Here is a 22,050-nt window from a genome sequence, read left to right as displayed (position 1 = left end):
CCGCTGGTTCTCCTTCTCCAGCTCTTTCAGGCGCGCAAGCTGTGACCGCTGCATCCCGCCATAAAGCTTACGCCATCTGTAGAACGTCTGCTGCGTCACACCGATCTGGCGCACTGCCTCGGCAATCGTCGCCCCTTGTCCTTGCAGAATTTCAACCTGCCGAAGCTTAGATACGATCTCTTCGGCCTTCTCTCGTTTCCCAGCCATCGCTGATCCTCCAATTGCGGGACAAAACTATCCCAGTTGGTGGACCACTTTCAGGGGGCTACTCCAGGATCATGGTACGGCTTCGATAAGGAAGGGTGCGGTGAGACGACGTGTCTCGCCGCTATTGGTCATGCCACCTGCGTCCAGAGCTGGAACAGCAGCCCCGATGCGAAGGCGCCGGTCAGGGACAGACCGATATAGAGCGCAAAGACCTGCGGCCGTGCCAACGCCCAGACCGCCATCGCCGCCGGGATAGAGGTGACGCCCCCCGCCACGAGAAAGGCCATGCCCGCCCCCGGCGCCATGCCCTGCTCGATCAGACCGCCGACCAGCGGCAGAGCGGCATAGCCGTTCAGATAGGCCGGCACGCCCACCAGCGTCGCGGTCACGATAGGCATGAGCCCCTCGCCACCAAGCGCGGCGGTGACGGTTTCCGCCGGGATCCACGCCAGCATCAGGCTTTCGAGGATGAAGGCCAGCGTCAGCCATTTGGCCAGGAATAGCGTTGTGCTCAGCGCCGTCTTGCCGAACTTCGCCCGGCGGTCCGCATCCGTCCAGAAGCGCCACACCACGGGCTTTGGCGCGCGGATCTTCGCGCCGCCGCAGCCGCCGTTGCCGATGCCGTCGCGCAAGGGGTCGGCAAAGGCACCGCCCTTTATCATCAGGTGCACCACCGTCCCGCCGAACACGCCCAGCCCGATGGCGGCCAGCGTCTTGGCCACCGCGAATTCGAGGTCGAGCACACCCGCCGTCAGCACGAACATCGACGGGTCCATGATTGGCGATGCAAGCCAGAAGGCCATTACCGCCGAGAGCGGCACGCCCATTGCAAGCAGCGCCGCGATCAGCGGGATCACCCCGCAGGAGCAGAAGGGCGAGATACCCCCCGCCAGCGCGCCCAGCCCGATCATCAGCAGCGGCGCGCCGGTGAAGGCCTTGGCGATTAGGTTGTCGGCGCCGGTGGCATTCGCCCACGCGGCGATGGCGATCGACAGGATCAGGAACGGCGCCGTCCGCAAGAGCGCTTCACCCGCAAAAAGCGCAGAGTCGGCGGCCTGCGGCGCATCGACCACCGCCAGCACCAGAAGGATCAGCACCGAGGCAAGCCAGACCCGATGATCATGCCATAGATGACGCAGCGCGGACCGGAGGCCGGGCGTCGGGAGGGTCGTCTCAGTCATCACTAAATCTCCGGAATTGCAGTTGTTTCAGGGCAAGACAAAAGCGTCACACGTCTCATGCCGCATCCTCCGACGCGCGGATCGCAACACCGGTGCAGCATTCGGAGGTCAGGAATCCGACAACACGGTGCATCGCGGGAAAATCGACCCGGTTGAACACCTCGCGGCCCTGCTTGTCCTGGAGCACCAGCCCCGCATCGACCAGCGTCGAGAGGTGATGCGCTAGGGTCGACGGGGCGAACCCCAGATGTTCGCCGATATCGCTGACGCGCAGTCCGCCATCTCCGGCTTTCACCAGCAGGCGAAAGATCGACAGGCGGGCATCATGGCCAAGGGCGGCAAGGGCGCGGGCGTTGGGACTGGTTGTGGTCATGACGTCAAAATAACCACAATCCTAGTTTTGTAAATGATTCTTCTGGACGGACCTGGTGCTGCGCTCGGAATGGATTCCCTACGTTACTCGTGGGCCCGAAGGCAGCTAGCACCGCAGGGCTCGCGCTCGACCTGAATCGTGCTGTGCGCGATCCCGAACCCGTGCTCCAACCCTTCGGCAAGGTCGTGCAGCACCGCATCAGTCTCCTGCATCTCTGTGACCACATGCACCGCGAGCGCCGTGCGGGTGGTCGAGAGCGGCCAGATATGCAGGTCATGCACATCGCGAATGCCCTCCTGTCGCGTAGCCCTTAATTGGGGTCATCCTCAATTTGTGTGGCGCAACTATCCTGAAACTGGAAAATTCAGGAGGGATAGTTGTGAGTTCGAAGAAACACTGGTCGCCCGGGAGCGATGTTGCCGTTCAAAGCGTTGAGCGAAGTGAATCGGGCGGGTGGATTCTATCTGGTGTCTTGGCACCCAACGGAATTTGCCCAGACTGCGGGTTGCATTCACGCCGACGTCACGGCTGGCGGCGTCGGCGGCTGCAGGATTATCCCGCCCATGGAGACGAGGTAACGGTTGATCTCGCGGTTTGCCGTTGGCGATGCTTGGCGCCCGCTTGTCCGCGCCGGACATTCTCGGACCAGATCGCCTCGATTGCGCGTCCTTTTGCGCGGCGCACCTCGCGTGTCGCGCAGATAGTCAGTCACCTGGGGCATGCGACCGGCGGACGGCCAGCCGAGCGGTTGTTGCATCGATTGGGCCTTCGGGTCAGCGATGACACGGTGCTTAGGCAGCTGAAGAACCGTACTCAAGACACCGCCGAGCCGCGGACGGTCATCGGGATCGATGATTGGAGCTGGCGGAAGTCGCAAACCTACGGAACGATCATTGTCGATCTGGAGCGTCGCGTGGTCATCGACATTCTTGAGGATCGAGATGTCGTTACCTGTACCAACTGGCTAAAGCGACATCCCGAGGTGGACGTGATCAGCAGAGATCGGTGCGGTCTGTATGCCCAGGCTGCCCGGCAAGGGGCGCCGCAGGCAAAGCAGGTCGCCGACAGGTTCCATATCGTGCAGAACCTGCGGCAGGCCATCGAGGAGCAGATGAACCTTCATGGCCGTGCGACCGGCAGGGCGCTGCTGTCCGACGCCGACAACATCACCGCAGCCGGTAGCCTTCTGAAGTCACGTCTTGCGCACAGGACGTCTCGAGAAGAGATCTTCACCACCATCCATGCGCTCCGAAATCAGGGGCTTACCTGCAGCGAGATCGGGCGGCGAACAGGTTTCCCGCGTCGCAGCATCGCGAAATGGCTACAGTTCGAGACACCACCGGACCGCCGGCGGGCAGCTTTGAAACCAACTTCGCCGTGGTACTTTGAAGAGTTCCTGAGCCAAAGCTGGAAAGACGGCATTCAAACTGGCAGCGCCCTGTTTCGTATGATCCAAGAGCGTGGTTACGAGGGGAGTCTGACCCATTTACAGCGGCTGCTGGCGGGCTGGCGCAGAGCCGAAAAGCAAACGAAGAGCCCCGCCCTGGAACACCAGATCCAAGAGCCGGTCCGGGACCCGGAAACGGGGCATGCGATCTCCCCGGTCATTGCGGCCGCGCTGTGCATCAAACCCCGCGGAAAGCTGACCTCGGATCAGGCGCGGAAAGTCGACGCGCTCAAAGCCGGCTCTCCCGCCTTCGCAACGATGCGTAGCCTCGCCATGCGGTTCAACGGTATCATGCGTGGCCGCCAAGCGGACCCGCTCCCTGCATGGATCGACGACGCGATCGAAACGGACTTGGTGCCCATCATGCGCTTTGCCCGCACCTTGAACCGGGATTTCGATGCGGTCAAAAACGCCATCGAGATGCCATGGAGCAACGGCCAAGCAGAAGGTCAGATCAATCGCCTGAAGACCCTCAAACGCGCCATGTACGGCCGAGCCGGCCCAGAATTGTTGCGGGCGAGAATGCTACCGTTCCGCCACACAGATTGAGGCAGAGCCGATTTAAGGGCAACGCGACAGCGGCGGTCAGTCGGTGACCTATGAGAAGGGCCGCGGCTCCACCGGCGACGAGGGCCAGATCATCGCGGCATTTGACGGCGAACACGGATGGTTCTGGCGGAATCGGGACAGCCAGCCCGCAACCGTGACTGTCCAGGTGCGCGGCGAATACACCGAATTCAAAGACGCAAGTTGACACAAGGGCAGCCACCCGCATGAAAGGATGCGGGTGGCTGCCTGGCTCCGAAAAAGACCTTGGATGAGTCCGGAGTCTCGCCTCAGATTTTCCCCTGAAACCAACCTCGGGCATCTTTTGGCCAATCAGTCAGTACCCGCGTGGCAATGTCACGCCTATGTTACGGGGTACTTCTTGACCTCCCCCTACTGGAAGCTTGCATAAGGATCGCATGATCTGCGTTTTCCGCCTCATTTTGATTCTTGCATTGAGCTTCGGTGCCGTGGTTGCGCCGGATGTATCGGCAGCGAATGCGGCTGAGGCAGCAATGGCTCAGATGGTGGGCGCCGAAAGCGCGGACGACCATTGCGGCGGATGCGATCCGATTGGATTTGCTGACGGGATATCCTGCGAGGGTGGGTGTACAGTCCCTTGTGGCGCGGGAAGTACGGCCGGTATCGTAGCTCGTACGTCAGCTATGACGCTTGAGATGGCCTTCGGTGTTGTCATCCCGGTCGCGGGACCTGTGATCCCGATTGGCGCGGTTCCCTCCCTTGATCCATTTCCTCCCAAGCTGCCTGTCTGAACCTGATAACGGCCTCGCTTGTTGCGGGGCCTGACCGTTGCCTTGGCCGAAGCTGGCTGAGTGCGACCCTTTCAGATCAAGGCAGAAGTAATGACCCTCAACAGACTGATTTCACGGCGGCACGTGCTGTGCACCGGTGCCGCTTTCACGGCCATATCCGCTCTGTCACCGGCACGAACAGCGATGGCAGGTCCGACAGAGGACCCATTCTTGCTACGCGCTGCGGCCGGACAAGCCGCCCTGCGACCGGCACCCTACGGCTCTACCGACGTCTGGAGCTACAACGGATCCCTCCCCGGCCCCGAGATCCGGGTGCGGCAGGGAGACCGAATTCGGGTTCTGGCCCGGAACGGGCTAAATGAAGGGACGACGGTCCACTGGCATGGCATTCGCACACCCAATGCGATGGACGGCGTGCCTTTCCTGACACAGGACCCGATCCCGGTCGGTGGCGAGTTTCTCTACGAATTCGATGCGCTGGACGCAGGTACGTTCTGGTATCACCCGCACCAGCGCAGTTCGGAACAGGTCGGCCGCGGCCTTTACGGGCCGCTGATCGTCGAGGAGGCGGACCCGATCCGTGTGGATCGCGACCTGACCTGGATGCTCGATGACTGGCGGATGACCGGCGACGGACAGATTGCGACAGATTTCGGAAGTCGGCACGACGCCGCGCACGGCGGGCGTATCGGCAATTCCGTGACCATCAACGGCCAGATACCGGACCGCATCGCCGTGCGATCCGGAGAACGCATCCGCCTGAGGTTGGTCAACGCAGCCAATGCCCGGATATTCGGGCTGGATTTCGGGGGGCTTGCGCCGGTCGTGGTCGCTCTGGACGGTCAACCCGTGGCACCTCATGCACCAGACAGTGACGTCGTGGTGGTCGGCCCGGCCATGCGTGTCGATCTGGTGATCGACATGACCGGCAAGCCCGGAGAGAGCGTGACAGTCACCGATGTCTTCTACAGGGATCTGGAATACCGTCTGGTCGATCTCGCCTATGAGCCGGATCGGTTACGGGACGCGGTCCCGGACTGGTCGATGGAACTGCCACCCAACCCGCTGGCCGAACCCGATATGCAAGCGGCCAAACGGCATCAGATTGTCTTCAATGGCGGCATGATGGGGCAGATGATGATGGGCGGCGGCATGGGGTCGATGATGGAGCAGATGCGCGAAGGCAATATGTGGTTCATCAACGGCGAAGCAGCAACGGGGCATATGATGGACCCCTTGCTGGTCCTGCCGCAGGGCACGTCGCATGTGCTCCAGATGGACAATCGCACCGCGTGGTATCACCCAATGCATCTTCATGGACATTCGTTCCGCGTGATCGCACGGAACGGGCAACCGACACGGCATCGCGAATGGCAAGACACCGTCCTGATGGCACCGGAGGAACGGGTTGAGATCGCCTTCGTGGCGGACAATCCGGGAGACTGGATGTTCCATTGTCACATCCTGGAACACCAGGCGGCAGGCATGATGGGCATCATACGTGTCGATCCTGGCACGACCAAAACCTGAAACAATCTCACGTAACGATCACCACGAAAGGAAAGAACCGATGAAGAAATTAATTGGACTTGCCAGTCTTGGCACCGCAGGTGCTGCCGCTGTCCTTGCAATGAGCCTGAATGCCGCGCCTGCCGCAGCGCAAGAGGCCACGCTCTACAAGAACCCGCAATGCGGATGCTGCGAGAGCTATGCGGACTACCTGCGCGAGAATGGCTTCACAGTCGAGGTGAAGCCGACCCACGATCTGGCTCAGATCAGCCGTGATGCAGGTATCCCGGACGATTTTCAGGGCTGCCATACGACCTTTCTGGAAGACTACGTCGTCAGCGGTCATGTGCCGGTCAATGTCGTCAACAAGTTGCTTGATGAGCGCCCGAAAGTTGCCGGTCTTACACTTCCCGGCATGCCGCTGGGGTCGCCGGGTATGGGCGGCGAGAAGCAGGAACCGTTCAAGATCTACACCATCGAAGAAGGTGTGAAACCGACCGTCTATGCGGTCGAATGATCAATTGCGCGGTCTGGTGCGATCCCGTGCCAGACCGGATTCAAGAGAAATCAAAGGATGAGTTGTATGATGATGGACGGTGGAATGATGGGTGGCGGCATGATGATCGCGATGGGACTGGTTTGGTTGCTGATCGTGGCGGTGCTGGTGCTCGCGGCGATCGCCATGGTCAAATACATCCGCTCGGACAGCGGAAAATAGAAATGCGTCGGGATGCGGAATGAAGGCACCATTCGTTGCACTCTTCATCCTCTGCCTGTGGATTGCCAGAAGAAGGTACAAGCGATATGAAAAACATCATCAGGCTCTCCGCACTCTTGTTCATTGCAACAGCCTTGCGCGTTTCAGCGCAGGGTGAATTGCGCGCGGGCGAACGCCTGTATCAGGAGAATTGCGCCAGTTGCCATGGTGCAAACCTGGAGGGACAGCCCGATTGGCGCACCCGATTGCCGAACGGCAAGGTGCCTGCCCCGCCGCATGACGCCTCTGGCCATACCTGGCACCATCCGGACCGCGTATTGTTCGACATCGTGAAACGCGGACCGGCGGCGATTGTCGGGGCCGGTTATGAAAGCGACATGCCCGGATATGAGGGCGTACTGACAGACGACGAGATCACGTCGATCATCGACTACATCAAGAGCACCTGGCCCGACAAAGAACGTGCCTTTCAGAGTGAGCGGACCCGCGAGGATCAGCAAGCACAGCCATGACCAGCACTCGCGACAACAAGATTGTTCCCGCGCCCCGCCGGAGAAATCTGGGCTTTGTGCTGGTGCCCGTGGTGGCTTTGGCCCTCATGGCCCTGTTCGGCTGGGGGCTTTTCAGGGGTGCTGACGACCTGCCATCAGCGCTTATCGACAAACCTGTGCCGGAGTTTGCGCTTCCCCCGGTGCTCGGCCGCGAGGAAGGTCTTTCGACGCAGGACCTGATCGGCCATGTCTCGCTGGTGAACGTCTTTGCCTCGTGGTGTGTGCCTTGTCGGGCCGAACACCCGCTGTTCATGGAGCTGAGCGCCACCGGTGAGGTGCCGCTCTACGGGATCAACTACAAGGATCCACCCGAGCAGGCGCGCGTCTGGCTCGACGAATTGGGCGATCCCTACGCGCGCATCGGAGCCGACATCGACGGACGTGCTGGCATCGAATGGGGCGTTTACGGCGTGCCCGAAACCTATGTTATCACGTCTGACGGCACCATCGCCTACCGCCATGTCGGACCGATAACTCGGGCAATCTTGCGCGAAACCTTGTTGCCGATCGTCCGGGATCTGAAAAACCAATCTTTCAAGGAGCCAACGCCATGAAATATCTCAAAACGGCCCTGCTCGTCTGGGCATTGTCAGTTGGCTCTGCGTTTGCCGGGCCGCAAGGCTTCGCACTTCACGACACGCCGCAGCCGGTGATCAATGTGCGCTACGAGACCGAAGACGGGAGCCGTGGGGATATGGAGGATTTTCGCGGCAAGGTGATCCTCGTGAATGTTTGGGCAACCTGGTGCGTGCCATGCCGTGAGGAAATGCCGACGCTGGATGCGCTTCAGGCGGAACTTGGCAGCGACCGCTTCGAGGTTGTCGCCCTGTCCATCGACAGGGCTGGATCGCCCGTCGTGCGTAAATTCTACGACGAGATCGGTGTTTCCAATCTCTCGTTGTATGTCGACAAGACCATGCTGTCGATGACCGCGCTGCGCACCGTCGGCCTGCCGACAACCATCCTGATCGACGCGCAGGGGCAGGAGCTGGGACGGCTGGTCGGCCCGGCCGAATGGGACGAGCCCGAGATGGTGTCTTTCTTGCGAGAGTTTATCGAATAAGCGCCCCTGAAAGAGCGCCGCCCGCCCTTGACCGTCCAGTTCTCAAAATGACCAGTACTCAAACTTCAAAAGGATTTTCCGGATGACCGACATATCATCTTCCAACGATGCGGGCACCGCAGGCATCAAAAGCGCCGGCGACCGGCTCCGGTGGTTGACGCGCAGACGATTGCTGTTCGTCGGTGCGGCAACCGTGATGGGGGGCGGCATGGCCCTGAACTGGGGATGGCTCACGGCGATCGGTCTCGCGCCTGTCCTGGTCTCGCTGGCACCCTGCGCCGCGATGTGCGGGCTTGGTCTGTGCATGAAGGGCGGGTCCGGCGGGAAATGCAACGATGCGGGTGGTGGCAAGCCCGATCAATCCGAAGGGTGATGCAGTTGATTGTCTGTCTGACCCGGCGCGCCGCCTTGGCGACACTTGTGGCCACGATCTCCTCTGCGGCCTTCGCCGATCATCCGGGTGAAAATCTGGATGCCCGGATGTTCGAGATGGAGCCATATTTCCAGGCCATCGACGCAGCACAGGCCCCGGATTTCGAGTTGCAGGATTCGGCGGGCAATCCCGTGCGCCTGTCGGATTTCAGCGACAAGGTCGTCATCCTGCATTTCATCTACGCCAGTTGCCCGGATATCTGCCCTGTCCATGCGGAAAAGATTGCGGCGGTCCAGGCTTCGATCAACGAAGGGCCGATGAGCGATCTGGTGCAATTCATCTCGATCACAACCAATCCCGTGAATGACACGCCTGACGTTCTGCGCGGGTACGGGGACCGGCATGGGTTCGATCCGAGCAACTGGGTCATTCTGACCAAACGGCCCGATCAGAGCGACGACGCGACGCGCCATCTGGCGCGGGACTATGGGCTCGAGTTCACGATAGCGGACGACAGCGACATGATGATGCACGGCGCGGTCACCCATGTCGTGGATATCGGGGGACGGTTCGCCGCAAAGTTCCATGCCATGGAATTCAAGAATGTGAACCTGATCCTCTATGTCAGCGAGTTGATCAACAATGCCCAGCACCGACGTCGCGAACGCGGTTGGTGGGATCGGCTGACGGGGGCGTTTCAATGAGCGATATCACGATTGGCGTCATGCAGTCCGCGCAGGATGGAATATCCCTGACGGTACTCCGTCGGTATTTTTCGGTGATCATCCCGGCTAATCTGATCTGGGAGTTCGCCCACATGCCGCTCTACACGATCTGGAACGAGGGCACCTGGGGTGAGATCGTCTTCGCCGCGGTTCACTGCACGAGCGGCGACATCCTGATTGCCATGAGCGCCCTCATGCTTGCCTTGATGCTGACCGGCCGTGGCTGGCCCTTCGTGGCTCTGACACGACGCTCGGTGACCGTCCTGACGGTGGTGTTCGGGTTGGGATATACGCTGTTCAGCGAATGGCTTAACATCGTGATCCGCGCGGCTTGGGCCTATTCGGACCTGATGCCGATCATTCCGGTCCTCGACGCGGGGCTGTCGCCCGTGCTGCAATGGATCGTAATCCCGCTGATTGCCTTCTGGTGGGCATCACGGCCCTTCAGCGGACATGGAAACACATGATGGATATTTCCGGCATCGGCATCTTCGCGGCCTTTCTGGCCGGGGCCATTTCGTTCCTGTCGCCCTGCGTCCTGCCGCTGGTGCCGGGCTATGTCTCCTATATTGCTGGCCAGCCGGATTTGCGAACGAAGCGATCGGTCGGCCTGCGGGCGCGCGCCAACGCACTTGGGCTAAGCGCCTGTTTCGTTTTTGGATTTTCCACGATCTTTGTCGCGTTGGGGGCCGGGGCTAGCGCGCTCGGGTCGCTGCTTCTGACCTGGCGCACTGAACTCAACTATCTGGGCGGCGCGATCATCATCCTGTTCGGACTGGTCATGCTGGGTGTCTTTCGTCTGGATGCCTTCTCGCGCGACACCCGCTTCACACTCGACATTCCGGGGGGTCGCCCGCTTGGAGCCTACGTCCTGGGCTTGGCCTTCGCGTTTGGATGGACGCCGTGCATCGGACCGATCCTTGGCGCGATCCTGACACTCAGTTCGACTTCCGGCGGCATGTCGGACGGCATTTGGCTGCTGTCGATCTATTCCGCCGGGCTAGGCGTGCCGTTCCTGCTGGCCGCGCTGTTCACCGACGCCATCGCCGCGCGGGTCAGACAGATCGGCAAGGCCGGTCGCTGGCTCTACAAGGGCGCAGGCGTCGCCATGATCATCATGGGCGTTGCCATCATGACCGGCCAATTGTCCCGGTTTGCCTACTGGCTTCTGGGAACCTTCCCATTCCTGGCTTCAATCGGTTAATTTTCCTTGGCGTTTCTGAGGTGAAGCCAGATCAGTATTGCCCCGATGACGAGAAATATCAGGTTGAGGAAGAACGTGTAGTCGATGCTGAACCGGACCATTTCCTGAAGCGAGGGCCGCTCGGTCGGGATCATCCCTACGAGAGCAAACAGGTAATGCACCGTAATTCCCGCAGCGACCATGCACAGGTACAGCAAGCCTGAAAGATAGAGCGCATACTGCCAGCCATAATACTTTGCGTGCACCTATATCACCGTGGCAGCAACAAGATCGGCTCCGAGAAAGGCGATCACGCCTCCGAACGACGCATCACGCGACCAGAGCATCGCGGCCAGGGGGACATTGCCCATCGACCCGATGAAGGTGAAGAAAGCGACGACCGGTGCCACCAGCGCGTTTTCGAGAACGATCAGGAAGCCCGGCGCGTCCTGCGCACCGCCATCTGCGACCAGGAAGATCGCGTTCCAGAAGCTCTGCGGCACAAAGACGGAAATGAATCCCGCGACCGTGAAGCCGAAGAGGATCTCCTTCCAGACCATCTTCCATTCCATGAAGAAAACGCGGGCGATCCGGTCCCATCCTTCGCGGGACAGCAGTTTGTCGCGGAACGATCCCTTCATGGTCTGGTCGGTGTCCATACCTTCGTCGGACTGGGCCTTCTCCGCATGCTCTTTTTCGCTTTCGACAAACGACCTTGGAAGCCACATCAGGGAGAGGGCATAGGCGTAGATCGTCATCAGGATGCCAAGCAGGAAATTCGCCACCATGAATTTCCAGCCCAGCAGGACCAGAAGGACGATTCCAAGCTCGATCAACAGATTTGTCGATGAAATCAGGAAGGCGATCGAATTGACCGGATGCGCACCTTTCACGAGGATCGAACGCGACGCGGCAAGAGCCGCGAAGGAACAGGACGACGACACGAAACCAAAGGAGCCGGCAATGCTTGGCTTCCTGGCACCACGATCACCCAGAACACGCGCCATCTGATCCCGTGTCACGAAGATTTGGATGCCTGCGGAGATGATATAGCCGAAGATCAGCGCCCAGAGCGCCTTCCAGAGCATGCCCGCCCCGGTCGTGAATGCTTCGACTATCTGGTCCATTCAGCTTGACCTTTTTCGCAGTGCTGTCTGACCTGCGCACCTGTCGGGAGAACGGGTCTGAGGGATGTGAAAAAGGCACCCGCCTTTCAGCCGATCAGATAGACCCTGATCGGCATCCAAATCCCCATGACCATCATCATCAGGTTCTCCGTGAGCGAGACAAAGCCGAGCGGCACATTGCTGTCACCGCCGACACAGGCGCATTTCAATTCACGCTTGTCGATATAGACCGCCTTGAAAACCGATACTGCGCCAACAGTGCCGATGAACAGGGCCACCGGTGCCGAAAGCCAGGTCAGCGCCCCGGCGACCATGAGGATGCCTGCGAACGCCTCTCCGAACGGATAGATCTTGCCATATCGCACCCACCGACGCGCCAGCAGGTCGTAGTTCAGGAACATGGTCGAAAAGCTTTCGACATCCTGAAGTTTTTGTACGGCCAGAAAGCACATCGAGATGGAAATGAACCATTCCAGGGCGCGCAGGGTAATAATGGTCTCGAAGCTGTACCACGACAAACCGAGCGCCATCAGGAACGCGACGGCAAAGATCGCAATCACCGGCTGATAGGATGTGTCCGAGCGTTCGTCTTCGGGCGCATCCATGCCGAAATGGACCCGAAGGTCGTCATATCCGCCGATCCGCTCGTCGCCGATCCAGGTTTGCGGGGTGGTTTCGACGCCGTGCTCTTCCATGAACGCGTCGGTTTCCTCACGCGTGGTCAAAGGGTGATCCTTGACTTCGAAACCCTTGCGCTCCAGCAGGTCCTTGGATTTGAGCCCATAGGGACAGAGGTGGTCGGGCATCACCATCCGGTAAAGCTTGGCTGTCTGGGTTGTGTCTCTTGGCAGGTCATATCCTCCGTTTCAGGGTTCAGGCGTCGCAGCCATAATAGCCGCGATAGCCTGCCCGCAGGCCGGCATCGAGCTCGAGCACGAGGTTGGCGTCCTGCACTTCACCACTGTTTTCCAGCGCCGCAGCCCCGTCCGGCGCACTGAGGGCCACGGACATTCCTTCGGTGCGCAGGGTGCCGGTTCCGTCGGTTGAGCCAAGACGCACCAGATCGCCGCTGATCTTTGCCAGCGCCGCCGGGGCGCCATCGATCTGTCCTGCGGCAAGCACAGGTTTGCTGGTCGCGGTATACTTGAAGGTGCAGATGGCCCCATCCGGGAAAAGCTGCGCGATCTCGTCGCCGGTCAGGAATTCCAGATCGAGGATAGCGATTTCGGCGGATGAAAGCGCCTCGTTCAGATCGACGATGCGGGCCGGACCATCCGGGCTCTCATCGGCCGCGTCACCATTCGCGTCGATGTCATTCACCAGATACCGCATCTCGGCGATTTCCTTGTCCTGGGCAAAGATGATCTCGTCAGCCAGTTTGCGCACCCGCGGGTCAGAAATGTTGGCGCGGCTCGACGTCATGATCGCGATCGAATGGTGCGGGATCATCGCGCGCATGTAGCTGGTATCGCCAACGGTTACCTGGCTCCGGACCAACCAGAGGGATCCGGCAAACACCACAGCGCCGCCAATGAAGATGGCAGCGTTGATCGCCTTGCTGGAGTACATCGACAGCATGAAGCCCAGCATGATGATCGACATTGTGGCCCCCATCAGCACGGCCATATAGGCGCGTGTTTCGGACCAGAAGATATGGCTCAGCAGATAGGTGTTGAGATACATTAGGATGAACATCACCACCGTGGATGTGGCGATCATCGCGAAAAAGCGTATGTATGTCATTGGAAACCTCCAGTCTCGAAAAATTGATGTCCTATAGAAGGAACAACATTGCTGCGCTGGAATGTTCCGTAGTTTTCGGGAAAGTTCGGCTTTTGCAGACGTCAGAGCTATCCGGACGCCTTGCTGATACTGCCCGCCTTTTGTTCCATCGCCAGATCGGCCAAGATGGGGCAATCGGGGCGGTGATCACCCGCGCATGCATCCACAAGATGCGACAGCGTCGCGCGCATTTCGGTCAGTTCGGCGATCTTGCAGTCAATCCGGTCAAGATGCTCTTCGGCAATCTGCTTTACCTCGGCACTGGCGCGGTCAGTATCGGCATAAAGCTTCAGCAGGCTCCGGCAATCCTCGATGGTGAATCCAAGGGCCCGTGCCCGGCCGAGAAAGGCCAGCTTGTGCACGTCGCTTTGCCGAAAGCTGCGATAGCCATTTGAACTGCGCAGCGGTTCGACAAGACCGATGTCTTCGTAGTAGCGGATCGTTTTGGCGGGAAGGCCGGAAAGGTCGGCCACATCTCCGATGTTCATAATCGTTTCCTCCTTGAGTTCATTCAGCTGGAATCGGGGATGCCGAGGCTTCGGAGACGGGGCGCGCCGTTTCGTCCATCGCCGGGCGCACGCGGCGCAGCCGCAGCGCATTCGTCAGCACGAAGACAGAGCTGAGCGCCATCGCACCGGCAGCCAGAACCGGTGAAAGCAAAAGCCCCGACACCGGATAAAGCACGCCCGCCGCCACCGGGATCAGGGCGACGTTGTATCCGAAAGCCCAGAACAGGTTCTGGCGGATGTTGCGCATGGTGCTTCGCGACACTTCGAGGGCGTTCACGACGCCACGCAGATCGCCGGACATCAGCACCACGTCGGCGGATTCGATGGCCACGTCGGTGCCGGTGCCGATGGCGATCCCAACGTCCGAATGGGCAAGCGCGGGTGCGTCGTTGATCCCGTCGCCAACGAACGCGATGCGTTGGCCCGCGCCGCGCAGATCGTCCAGCGCGGCAACCTTGCCGTCGGGCAGAACGCTGGCGATCACATGGTCGATGCCGATTTCGCGGGCAATAGCTTCTGCCGTTTCGCGCTTGTCACCGGTGATCATGGCAACCTTCAGTCCCTGTGCGTGCAAGGCGCGGATTGCAGCGGCGCTGGACGGCTTCACGGGATCGGCTACTGCAATGACGGCGGCGACACGACCGTCGATTGCCGCGAAAAGTGCGGTGCGGCCCTGTTCGGCCAGTCGGCGCTCCTCGTCGGCCAGATCGCCGATTGTCAGCCCCTCGCGGATCATCAGGCGGTCGGCCCCGACAAGTACCTCGCGGCCCGCCACCCTGGCCCGAACGCCGTGGCCTGTGATGGATGCAAAATCCTTGGCGTCATGCCGCGCGAGGCCCTCGACCTTTGCCGCGCGCACGATTGCCTCGGCGATCGGGTGTTCCGATTGCGCCTCGACAGCGGCGACAAGCGCCAGCACCTCGGTGCGGTCAAAGCTGTCCGCAAGCACGAGATCGGTCAGTTCCGGGCGGCCCTGGGTGACCGTTCCGGTCTTGTCCAGCGCCACCACATCCACGCTGGATAGCTGTTGCAACGCGTCGCCCTTGCGGAAGAGCACGCCCATCTCGGCGGCACGTCCCGTGCCGACCATGATCGACGTCGGCGTGGCGAGCCCCATCGCGCAGGGGCAGGCGATGATCAGCACAGATACACCGGCCACCAAAGCAAAGGACAGCGCGGGCGAAGGACCGACCAACAGCCAGACAATCACCGTCAAAAGCGCCAATGCCATGACAGCGGGCACGAACCAGAGCGTGATCCGGTCCACCAGCCCTTGAATCGGTAGCTTGGCGCCCTGCGCCTCTTCGACCATCCGGATGATCTGGGCCAGCGTCGTGTCGGCGCCCACACGCGTCGCGCGGAAGTGGAAGGCACCGCTGCCGTTGACGGTGCCGCCTGTGACGGGATCGCCTACGGATTTGGCGACCGGCACCGGTTCGCCGGTGATCATACTCTCATCCACACGGGCACTGCCTTCGGTCAGTTCACCATCCACTGCGATCCGCTCGCCAGGGCGCACGATCAGAATATCGCCCGCGACGATGCGGTCGATGGCCACATCCTGCGGCTCCCCGTCAACCAGCACACGGGCTGTCTTGGCCTGAAGGCCCAGCAGCTTCTGGATCGCAGCCCCGGTCCGGCCCTTCGCGCGGGCCTCCAACCAGCGGCCCAGAAGGATTAACACCACGATGACGGCCGCTGCCTCGAAATAGACCGCGCGCGATCCCGCAGGCAGCAGCGTCGGTGCGAAAAGCGCCACGAGCGAATAGATGTAGGCCGCCGAAGTGCCAACCGCGACAAGGCTGTTCATGTCCGGCGCGCCTTTCAACAGTGCCGGGAAACCGCGTGTGTAAAAAGTACGTCCTGGCCAGAGCAGGACTGCTGTGGTCAACACGAACTGGATCATCCAGCTGCTCCAGTGGCCGATGGTGTCACCGATCAGACCGTGCATGCCGGGGATCAGATGTGCGCCCATCTCAAGTAGAAACACCGGCAGGGCTAGGGTCGCTGCCACGACAGTCCGTCGTGCCAGAACCCGCGCCTCTTCGTTCTTGCGGGCTCCTGCGTCTTGCGATGAACTATCTTCGGCCTGAGTAGCGGGGTAACCTGCGTCGCTGGCCGCCTTGATGAGGTCGACAACCGCGACCGCGCCCTCCAGATAGGTGACCGTAGCGGTTTCCGAGGCCAGGTTGACGTTCACGTCCAGCACGCCCGGCAGCACTGCCAGTGCCTTGTCCACCCGACCGACACACGAGGCACAGGACATGGATGAAATGTTCAGACGTACGCTCCGGGTTCGGGCCGGATAGCCGATCTCCTGAAGGGTCGTGGCGATTTCGGCGATGCGCTCCGGTGCGTCGATCTGCGCCTGGGCGGTCTCGTTGGCGAGATTGACACGGACTTCGCTGACCCCCGGCAGAGCCGTGAGGCCACGTTCCACGCGCCCGACGCAGGAAGCGCAGGACATGTTTTGCAGGGAAAGCCGAAGGGTGCGCGGATCCGACATGAGAATCTCCTTGTTCTGATACTCCTGCAGATAGGGCCTCCAGTTACTGGAAGGTCAACAGGCATGTAGAATAAAATTCTGGCCATTGACCTTCCCGCGCCGGAACGCCTTACATGCATGTCGTCAAAGGAGATTGCGATGTTCAAATTCAGCGTACCGAACATGAGTTGCGGCCATTGTACCGCTTCCATCCAAAAGGCCATTATGGCGGCCGACCCAGATGCAACGGTTTCGTGCGATCTGACTGGACGTATCGTCGACGTCGACAGCACTCTGGATGAAACTGCATTGGCCGCAGCGATCCGCGATGCGGGCTACAGGTCTGAGAAGCTGGCAGAGGTTCAGTAGCCAAAATGCGTCAGCAACGCTCCGCTGGACGGAGATAGTGGCTCTCTCTATGTCGCTGATGTGCAACACTCTCTGACAGCAGCGGCCAAAACTCGCCTGTTTCAAAAAATGCGACAAACCTTCCTGCGCAGGACGGATTGACTGTACTGCATCGCTCTCCGATATTCGCGGCATGAGCTTTCGAGTTTTCATATCAAGCTGGTCAAGGGCGTTTACGTGCATTGCGTTTGCGCTGGCATTGGTGTTTTCACCACCTTCTGCCGCTCACGCTGCGTCCGGCATGCATGACGGACATCAAGCCAAGTCTGTTGGTGTCGTTGGTGCTGCCATAACTCATGACACCGGAAGCGATGCGCATCACGCGCATGAGAAGCTTAGGGTCGCAAGCGACATCGACATCGCAGCGTCCGACAAGGATGGCAAAGAGCAACAATCCAAAGAGTGTTGCAACGGCATCTGTATTTCTGTCGTCTTCATCGAAGACACCAGGATCAGAGCAGAGCCGGTTGGTAAAAGTGAATATGTCATTCTGGACGGTCAAACTTATTCGGTAGAAACAGCAGGGTTTCTTCGGCCCCCTCGATTCCTGATCTGAACCGGCGCCCAAATCGGGTGTGAGCCTTGCGCAGATTCTGCGTGAGACAACGTTCATCAATCAGGTTACGTTCATGAAAATTCATCTACTTATGGGGGCTTCGGCCCTCGGGCTTGGCGCATGCGCCTATGAGCCCACCCCGTTGCCGTCCGTCGCGACCCAACAGGCCGTCGCCAACACGGCAGTTTCATCGCTGATCAGCTATCAGGACCCCTTGGCGGGCTACACCTACCGCGGCCCCACAGGTCCCCGCGACTGGCGTTCCGTCAATCAAGAACAGACGGAGGGCAACTGATGCGGGTATCGAAGTTTCCGCTGGTTTTCGGCTTTCCGCTAATCTTGGGTGCCTGTGCTGCAGCTGTACCGGGCATCTACACGGAACCAAAAGCTGGCTTCGCCAACATTTCCAGCCAGGTCACACCAGCCCTCGGCAAACGGACAGCCTTCGCCGAAACCCAGGCCGAAAACGAGGCCTTGAAGAAGCAGGTGCACGCAATGGTGCACCGCAAGACCATTTCGGCGGACACCGCCGTTCAGGTCGCGCTTCTGAACAACAAGGGATTGCAGGCGTCTTATGCAAATGTCGGCCTATCCGCCGCTGAGGCCTGGCAGCAATCGACCCCGGAAAATCCGATCGTCGCAATCGGTATACTGGGCATCGGTGCGCCCGAACTGGGTGCCTACAGGGCGATCGAAGGACTGATCCGGTCGAACGTGCTCGATGCCACCACTCGCAAGCAGCGTACGGCCATTGCAGACGCAAATTTCCGGCAGGCTCAACTGAGCGCCGTGAACGACACGCTCGCACTGGCCAATCAGACGCGGAAGGCATGGGTCGATGCCGTAGCTGCCTTCGAGGCCGTGAGCTATCTGCGCCGCGCGAAAGCGACCTCTGACGCCGGATCGGAATTGGCTATGAGGCTGGGCGAGACCGGCGCGCTGAACACAGCCGGGCAGGCCCGTGAACAGGCATTCAATGCCGAACTCGCCGGACAACTTGCCCAGGCACGCTTGAATGCTACCCGGTCCAAGGAGCAGCTGACCAGGCTCATGGGGCTGTGGGGCACCGAGGTCGACTATTATGTTCCCGATGCCCTTCCTGCGCTGCCGCGTTCCGTCGGCCGTGTGACTGACATCGAAGCGAAAGCATTGCGAAATCGGGTTGATCTGCGCGTTGCCAAACTTGGCCTGGAAGCACAGGCCAAGGCGTTTGGTCTGACTGATCAGACTCGCATTATCAGCGATCTCGAATTCATTGCCGGGTTCGAAGCGGAGCGGGAAATTGAGGACGGAGAAACGGAGACCGTGACCACCCCTCAGGTGGAGGTGGAGTTCGCAATCCCGATCTACGACACCGGGAAGGCACGGATGCGCAAGGCGGAATTGTCGTACCTGCAAGCAGCCAACGTGCTGGCAGAAAGAGCCGTCAACGTCCGGTCCGAAGCGCGTGGTGCTGAAGCCTCCTATCACGCCGCGTATAAGATCGCCCGCCACTATCGCGACGTTCTGGTGCCGCTACGCACGACCGTCGAAGAAGAGGGGCTGCTGTCTTATAACGGCATGATCACCAACACTTTCGAGCTGCTGACAGATGTGCGCGAAAAACTTGGCGCATCGCTGGAAGCGGCAAACGCAAAACGCGAATTCTACATGGCACAGGCTGATCTGACCGCTGCGATCTATGGCGGTGGCGACGGCGGTGGTGCTGGTGGAGAAGGCGCGACACTTGCCGCCGGTGGCGGCGCAGGACACTGAAAGGAACTGACATGTTGAACAGACGTCAATTACTCGGAGCCGGCGCGGCAGGTGCAACGCTGGTCTCTTCGAAAGCCTGGGGTCAAACCCTGAACATGGGTTTGCCCGAAGCCGCGCAGATGGACAGTGCGGCTACGGCGATCACGGCGCGTCCCAATTCCGGGCCGGACTACACACCTGTGGTCACATTGAACGGGTGGACCCTGCCGCACCGGATGAACAACGGGGTGAAAGAATTTCACCTCGTGGCCGAACCGGTAGAACGCGAGCTTGCCGACGGCATGATCGCGCATTTGTGGGGCTACAACGGCCAATCCACCGGCCCGACAATTGAAGCTGTCGAAGGCGACCGGGTGCGCATCTACGTCACCAATAAGCTGCCGGAAGGCACAACGGTACACTGGCACGGGCTGATTCTTCCGTCGGGCATGGATGGGGTCTCCGGGTTGAGCCATCCAAGCATCCCGCCGGGCAAAACCTTCGTCTACGAATTCGACTTGGTGAAGTCCGGAACGTTCATGTACCACCCCCACGGCGATGAAATGACCCAGATGGCGATGGGGATGATGGGCATGTTCGTGGTCCACCCCAAGGATCCCACATTCATGCCGGTGGATCGTGATTTCCTGATCATGCTGAATGCCTTCGACATCGATCCGGGTACCTATGTACCCCGCATCATGACGATGACGGATTTCAACCTTTGGACCTGGAACAGCCGGATCTTCCCCGACATCGATCCGCTGGTCGTGAACAAGGGCGACCGGGTGCGAGTACGGGTTGGGAACCTTACGATGACGAACCACCCGATCCATATGCACGGCTATGACTTCAAGGTCACCTGCACGGATGGCGGCTGGGTGCCGCCTGAAGCACAGTGGCCGGAGGTGAGCATCGACATTCCCGTAGGTGCGATGCGCGCCTACGAATTCACAGCTGATCATCTGGGTGATTGGGCGATCCATTGCCACAAATCTCACCATACGATGAACGCCATGGGCCATGACGTGCCGACGTTCATCGGGGTGAACAAGAAGCCGCTGACCCAGAAGATACGTCAATTCCAGCCGGAATACATGCCGATGGGCATGTCCGGCATGGGGGACATGGCAAAAATGGAAATGCCGCTGCCTGACAATACCATCCCGATGATGACGGGTTGGGGCCCGTACGGACCCATCGAGATGGGCGGCATGTTTTCGGTCGTGAAGGTGCGAGACGGCATCGACGCGGACGATTACTCCGATCCCGGCTGGTACGAAAATCCTCCGGGCGAGATGGCCTACGAATGGACCGGCGAATTACCCGAATTTGCCTCCAACAACAGCCCCAAGACCATTCTCACACCGAAACCAACCTCGAAGGGCTGAGCGGCCCTTCGTCAACTCCAACCAAACCAACCTACAGGACAATAAAATGAGAAATCTTCTTTTGACGACAAGCTTTGCGATCGCGTTATCCGCACCGGCCTTTGCTGCAGGTACACACGACGGTGGGCATGGGGAGACCAAGCCAGCCGCAATGATGGTCGGCATGCCGGGTGACGCCGCCAAGGTGGATCGTACAATCGACGTCACTTTGCTCGAAAACGATGAGGGCCAGATGCTGATCGAGAGTGAGCCGATGGATATCAAGGAGGGCGAAACCATCCGCTTCAACATCACCAACAAGGGTGAGCTGGAGCATGAATTCGTCCTCGACACGGTAGAGCGTAATGCCGAGCATAAGATCGAAATGGCCAAGATGGACATGGAACATGACGATCCGAACCGTATTCGTCTCGATGCGGGCGCCTCGGGCGAGGTTGTGTGGACTTTCGCAAATTCTGGTACGTTCGAAGCGGCGTGCCTGATCCCGGGCCACTACGAATCCGGCATGCACCGTGAGGTCGCAGTCGGTGACCAGATGGCTCAGGCTGACGTGGAATACACGAGCGGGACCATCAAGAAAATCGACGCCAAAGCCGGCAAGGTCACAATTATCCACGGCCCTCTCGTCAACCTGGATATGCCCGCAATGACCATGGTGTTCCGCGCCGATGAGGCGATGGTGGCCAAGATGGCGGAAGGTCAGGACATCGAATTCGTCGCCGACCGGGTCAAGGGTAAACTGACCGTCACGCAGATGAAGTGATGACAAACAATGGGGCCGGGGAAACACTCCGGCCCCATCGCTTTGAGGCTTGGCCCGAGCAAGCAAGAAGATCACAAAAAATCAAGCGCTACGGAGGTAGCCGAGCATGACGAATTTCCTGAGAACCTGCACCATCGCCCTTGCGCTTGTCCTTCCGGCTTTTTCAGTGGGCGCTTCCAGTGGCAAGGGCCAGCAGCCTCACGCGCGTGCATTCGAAGTGCCTGGCCATGATCCGTTCGGGAGGCCCGGTGATGGCTCCTCAATCGACAGGACGATTGAATTGTCCATCAGGGAGACAGAAAGCGGCTACATGCTTTTCGAGCCGGACGCACTCCACATCGAGAGCGGTTCAGTTGTCCGCTTTTTGATCAGCAATCTGGGCGGACTGGATCACGAGTTTTTTCTCGGCTCCTTTGACGAGGTTGCAGAACACCAGCAGTGGATGCGCGAACACCCCGATATGCAACATGACAACGCCAATTCAGTTTCTATCCCTAGTGGACAAAATGCCGAATTGATCTGGGAGTTCTCCGATGTGACCAACCTGGAGTTTGCATGCTTGATACCCGGCCACCGGGAGGCGGGCATGTGGGGCGTCATCATCGTCCACGATCACCTCGCGCCGAAATCCAAGGGTTAGACATTT

At 59.9% G+C, this 22,050-nt stretch carries 28 protein-coding genes and 1 pseudogene; 19 read left to right on the top strand and 10 right to left on the bottom strand.

What is annotated here, in order from left to right:
- From DU478_RS21125 to DU478_RS21110, 4 genes and pseudogenes are all read right to left on the bottom strand, one after another.
- A partial coding sequence (locus DU478_RS21125; RefSeq protein WP_147276397.1) for a transposase occupies nucleotides 1-207 on the bottom strand: 207 nt, incomplete at its 3' end.
- Between the two features lie 128 nt (nucleotides 208-335).
- Entirely contained in the window at nucleotides 336-1,388 is a 1,053-nt protein-coding gene (locus DU478_RS21120) for a permease (protein WP_114512842.1), read from the bottom strand.
- Nucleotides 1,389-1,443: 55 nt separating this feature from the next.
- A complete protein-coding gene (locus tag DU478_RS21115; protein ID WP_114512841.1) occupies nucleotides 1,444-1,761 on the bottom strand; it encodes an ArsR/SmtB family transcription factor in 318 nt (105 codons plus the stop codon).
- Nucleotides 1,762-1,844: 83 nt separating this feature from the next.
- Nucleotides 1,845-2,054: pseudogene (locus DU478_RS21110) on the bottom strand (cation transporter dimerization domain-containing protein); the annotation flags it as partial.
- Nucleotides 2,055-2,140: 86 nt separating this feature from the next.
- Between DU478_RS21110 and DU478_RS21105 the strand changes: the two are divergent.
- The 12 genes from DU478_RS21105 to DU478_RS21050 all read left to right on the top strand — a co-directional run bounded on the left by DU478_RS21105 (nucleotide 2,141) and on the right by DU478_RS21050 (nucleotide 10,670).
- Nucleotides 2,141-3,757 (top strand): ISL3 family transposase, encoded by a 1,617-nt coding sequence (locus DU478_RS21105; RefSeq protein ID WP_456119797.1) that lies wholly within the window; start codon nucleotides 2,141-2,143, stop codon nucleotides 3,755-3,757.
- Between the two features lie 43 nt (nucleotides 3,758-3,800).
- On the top strand, nucleotides 3,801-3,962 hold the full coding sequence (locus DU478_RS21100) for a hypothetical protein (protein WP_233501519.1): 162 nt from the start codon (nucleotides 3,801-3,803) through the stop codon (nucleotides 3,960-3,962).
- A gap of 655 nt (nucleotides 3,963-4,617) precedes the next feature.
- Complete coding sequence (locus DU478_RS21090) at nucleotides 4,618-6,057, top strand: multicopper oxidase family protein (RefSeq protein ID WP_114512838.1); 1,440 nt, start codon at nucleotides 4,618-4,620, stop codon at nucleotides 6,055-6,057.
- A 40-nt stretch (nucleotides 6,058-6,097) separates the two neighbouring features.
- The gene (locus DU478_RS21085) at nucleotides 6,098-6,553 is read left to right on the top strand and encodes a DUF411 domain-containing protein (RefSeq protein ID WP_114512837.1); all 456 of its coding nucleotides are present in this window, start codon (nucleotides 6,098-6,100) and stop codon (nucleotides 6,551-6,553) included.
- 66 nt (nucleotides 6,554-6,619) lie between these two features.
- Nucleotides 6,620-6,754, top strand: a complete 135-nt coding sequence (locus tag DU478_RS23605; RefSeq protein ID WP_267897126.1) for a hypothetical protein — start codon at nucleotides 6,620-6,622, stop codon at nucleotides 6,752-6,754.
- A gap of 86 nt (nucleotides 6,755-6,840) precedes the next feature.
- Entirely contained in the window at nucleotides 6,841-7,266 is a 426-nt protein-coding gene (locus tag DU478_RS21080) for a c-type cytochrome (protein WP_114512836.1), read from the top strand.
- Nucleotides 7,263-7,859, top strand: coding sequence for a DsbE family thiol:disulfide interchange protein (locus DU478_RS21075; protein ID WP_114512835.1), 597 nt, complete (start codon nucleotides 7,263-7,265; stop codon nucleotides 7,857-7,859). The genes DU478_RS21080 and DU478_RS21075 overlap by 4 nt, the downstream gene beginning before the upstream one ends.
- Nucleotides 7,856-8,368, top strand: a complete 513-nt coding sequence (locus tag DU478_RS21070) for a TlpA family protein disulfide reductase (RefSeq protein WP_114512834.1) — start codon at nucleotides 7,856-7,858, stop codon at nucleotides 8,366-8,368. The genes DU478_RS21075 and DU478_RS21070 overlap by 4 nt, the downstream gene beginning before the upstream one ends.
- An 82-nt stretch (nucleotides 8,369-8,450) precedes the next feature.
- Entirely contained in the window at nucleotides 8,451-8,741 is a 291-nt protein-coding gene (locus DU478_RS21065) for a hypothetical protein (protein ID WP_114512833.1), read from the top strand.
- On the top strand, nucleotides 8,741-9,445 hold the full coding sequence (locus tag DU478_RS21060) for an SCO family protein (protein ID WP_114512832.1): 705 nt from the start codon (nucleotides 8,741-8,743) through the stop codon (nucleotides 9,443-9,445). Before DU478_RS21065 ends, DU478_RS21060 begins: the two co-directional genes overlap by 1 nt.
- Nucleotides 9,442-9,933 carry a hypothetical protein gene (locus DU478_RS21055; RefSeq protein ID WP_199488396.1) on the top strand — a complete coding sequence of 164 codons (492 nt, stop codon included), beginning with the start codon at nucleotides 9,442-9,444 and terminating at the stop codon, nucleotides 9,931-9,933. The genes DU478_RS21060 and DU478_RS21055 overlap by 4 nt, the downstream gene beginning before the upstream one ends.
- Nucleotides 9,930-10,670 (top strand): cytochrome c biogenesis CcdA family protein, encoded by a 741-nt coding sequence (locus DU478_RS21050; RefSeq protein WP_199488395.1) that lies wholly within the window; start codon nucleotides 9,930-9,932, stop codon nucleotides 10,668-10,670. The genes DU478_RS21055 and DU478_RS21050 overlap by 4 nt, the downstream gene beginning before the upstream one ends.
- Here the strand turns inward: DU478_RS21050 and DU478_RS23480 are convergent.
- The 6 genes from DU478_RS23480 to DU478_RS21025 all read right to left on the bottom strand — a co-directional run bounded on the left by DU478_RS23480 (nucleotide 10,667) and on the right by DU478_RS21025 (nucleotide 16,573).
- A complete protein-coding gene (locus DU478_RS23480; protein WP_233501517.1) occupies nucleotides 10,667-10,915 on the bottom strand; it encodes a hypothetical protein in 249 nt (82 codons plus the stop codon). The two genes, DU478_RS21050 and DU478_RS23480, sit on opposite strands and share 4 nt — an antisense overlap.
- The gene (locus DU478_RS21045) at nucleotides 10,916-11,776 is read right to left on the bottom strand and encodes a permease (RefSeq protein WP_233501516.1); all 861 of its coding nucleotides are present in this window, start codon (nucleotides 11,774-11,776) and stop codon (nucleotides 10,916-10,918) included.
- An 86-nt stretch (nucleotides 11,777-11,862) separates the two neighbouring features.
- Nucleotides 11,863-12,588 (bottom strand): MauE/DoxX family redox-associated membrane protein, encoded by a 726-nt coding sequence (locus DU478_RS21040; RefSeq protein ID WP_037929534.1) that lies wholly within the window; start codon nucleotides 12,586-12,588, stop codon nucleotides 11,863-11,865.
- A 61-nt stretch (nucleotides 12,589-12,649) separates the two neighbouring features.
- Nucleotides 12,650-13,519 carry a DUF305 domain-containing protein gene (locus DU478_RS21035; protein WP_037929537.1) on the bottom strand — a complete coding sequence of 290 codons (870 nt, stop codon included), beginning with the start codon at nucleotides 13,517-13,519 and terminating at the stop codon, nucleotides 12,650-12,652.
- A 107-nt stretch (nucleotides 13,520-13,626) separates the two neighbouring features.
- Nucleotides 13,627-14,046 carry a Cu(I)-responsive transcriptional regulator gene (gene cueR / locus DU478_RS21030; protein WP_114512831.1) on the bottom strand — a complete coding sequence of 140 codons (420 nt, stop codon included), beginning with the start codon at nucleotides 14,044-14,046 and terminating at the stop codon, nucleotides 13,627-13,629.
- A gap of 19 nt (nucleotides 14,047-14,065) precedes the next feature.
- Nucleotides 14,066-16,573 carry a heavy metal translocating P-type ATPase gene (locus DU478_RS21025; protein WP_114512830.1) on the bottom strand — a complete coding sequence of 836 codons (2,508 nt, stop codon included), beginning with the start codon at nucleotides 16,571-16,573 and terminating at the stop codon, nucleotides 14,066-14,068.
- 138 nt (nucleotides 16,574-16,711) lie between these two features.
- Here DU478_RS21025 and DU478_RS21020 point away from each other — a divergent pair, with 138 nt between their 5' ends.
- From DU478_RS21020 to DU478_RS20990, 7 genes are all read left to right on the top strand, one after another.
- Nucleotides 16,712-16,921 (top strand): heavy-metal-associated domain-containing protein, encoded by a 210-nt coding sequence (locus DU478_RS21020; RefSeq protein ID WP_114512829.1) that lies wholly within the window; start codon nucleotides 16,712-16,714, stop codon nucleotides 16,919-16,921.
- Nucleotides 16,922-17,093: 172 nt separating this feature from the next.
- Nucleotides 17,094-17,516 (top strand): hypothetical protein, encoded by a 423-nt coding sequence (locus tag DU478_RS21015; protein WP_114512828.1) that lies wholly within the window; start codon nucleotides 17,094-17,096, stop codon nucleotides 17,514-17,516.
- A 73-nt stretch (nucleotides 17,517-17,589) separates the two neighbouring features.
- On the top strand, nucleotides 17,590-17,811 hold the full coding sequence (locus tag DU478_RS21010) for a hypothetical protein (RefSeq protein ID WP_223865963.1): 222 nt from the start codon (nucleotides 17,590-17,592) through the stop codon (nucleotides 17,809-17,811).
- Entirely contained in the window at nucleotides 17,811-19,271 is a 1,461-nt protein-coding gene (locus DU478_RS21005; protein WP_114512826.1) for a TolC family protein, read from the top strand. Before DU478_RS21010 ends, DU478_RS21005 begins: the two co-directional genes overlap by 1 nt.
- 11 nt (nucleotides 19,272-19,282) lie before the next feature.
- The gene (locus tag DU478_RS21000) at nucleotides 19,283-20,641 is read left to right on the top strand and encodes a multicopper oxidase family protein (RefSeq protein WP_114276243.1); all 1,359 of its coding nucleotides are present in this window, start codon (nucleotides 19,283-19,285) and stop codon (nucleotides 20,639-20,641) included.
- 46 nt (nucleotides 20,642-20,687) lie between these two features.
- Complete coding sequence (locus tag DU478_RS20995) at nucleotides 20,688-21,404, top strand: copper-binding protein (RefSeq protein ID WP_027238594.1); 717 nt, start codon at nucleotides 20,688-20,690, stop codon at nucleotides 21,402-21,404.
- 106 nt (nucleotides 21,405-21,510) lie between these two features.
- The gene (locus tag DU478_RS20990; protein ID WP_114512825.1) at nucleotides 21,511-22,044 is read left to right on the top strand and encodes a cupredoxin domain-containing protein; all 534 of its coding nucleotides are present in this window, start codon (nucleotides 21,511-21,513) and stop codon (nucleotides 22,042-22,044) included.
- Nucleotides 22,045-22,050 lie beyond the last annotated feature (6 nt).

Origin of the sequence: Thalassococcus profundi (genome assembly GCF_003344785.1) — a bacterium.
In the GTDB taxonomy this organism is placed as follows: domain Bacteria; phylum Pseudomonadota; class Alphaproteobacteria; order Rhodobacterales; family Rhodobacteraceae; genus Puniceibacterium; species Puniceibacterium profundi.
This window is presented reverse-complemented; position numbering and strand designations above follow the sequence as displayed.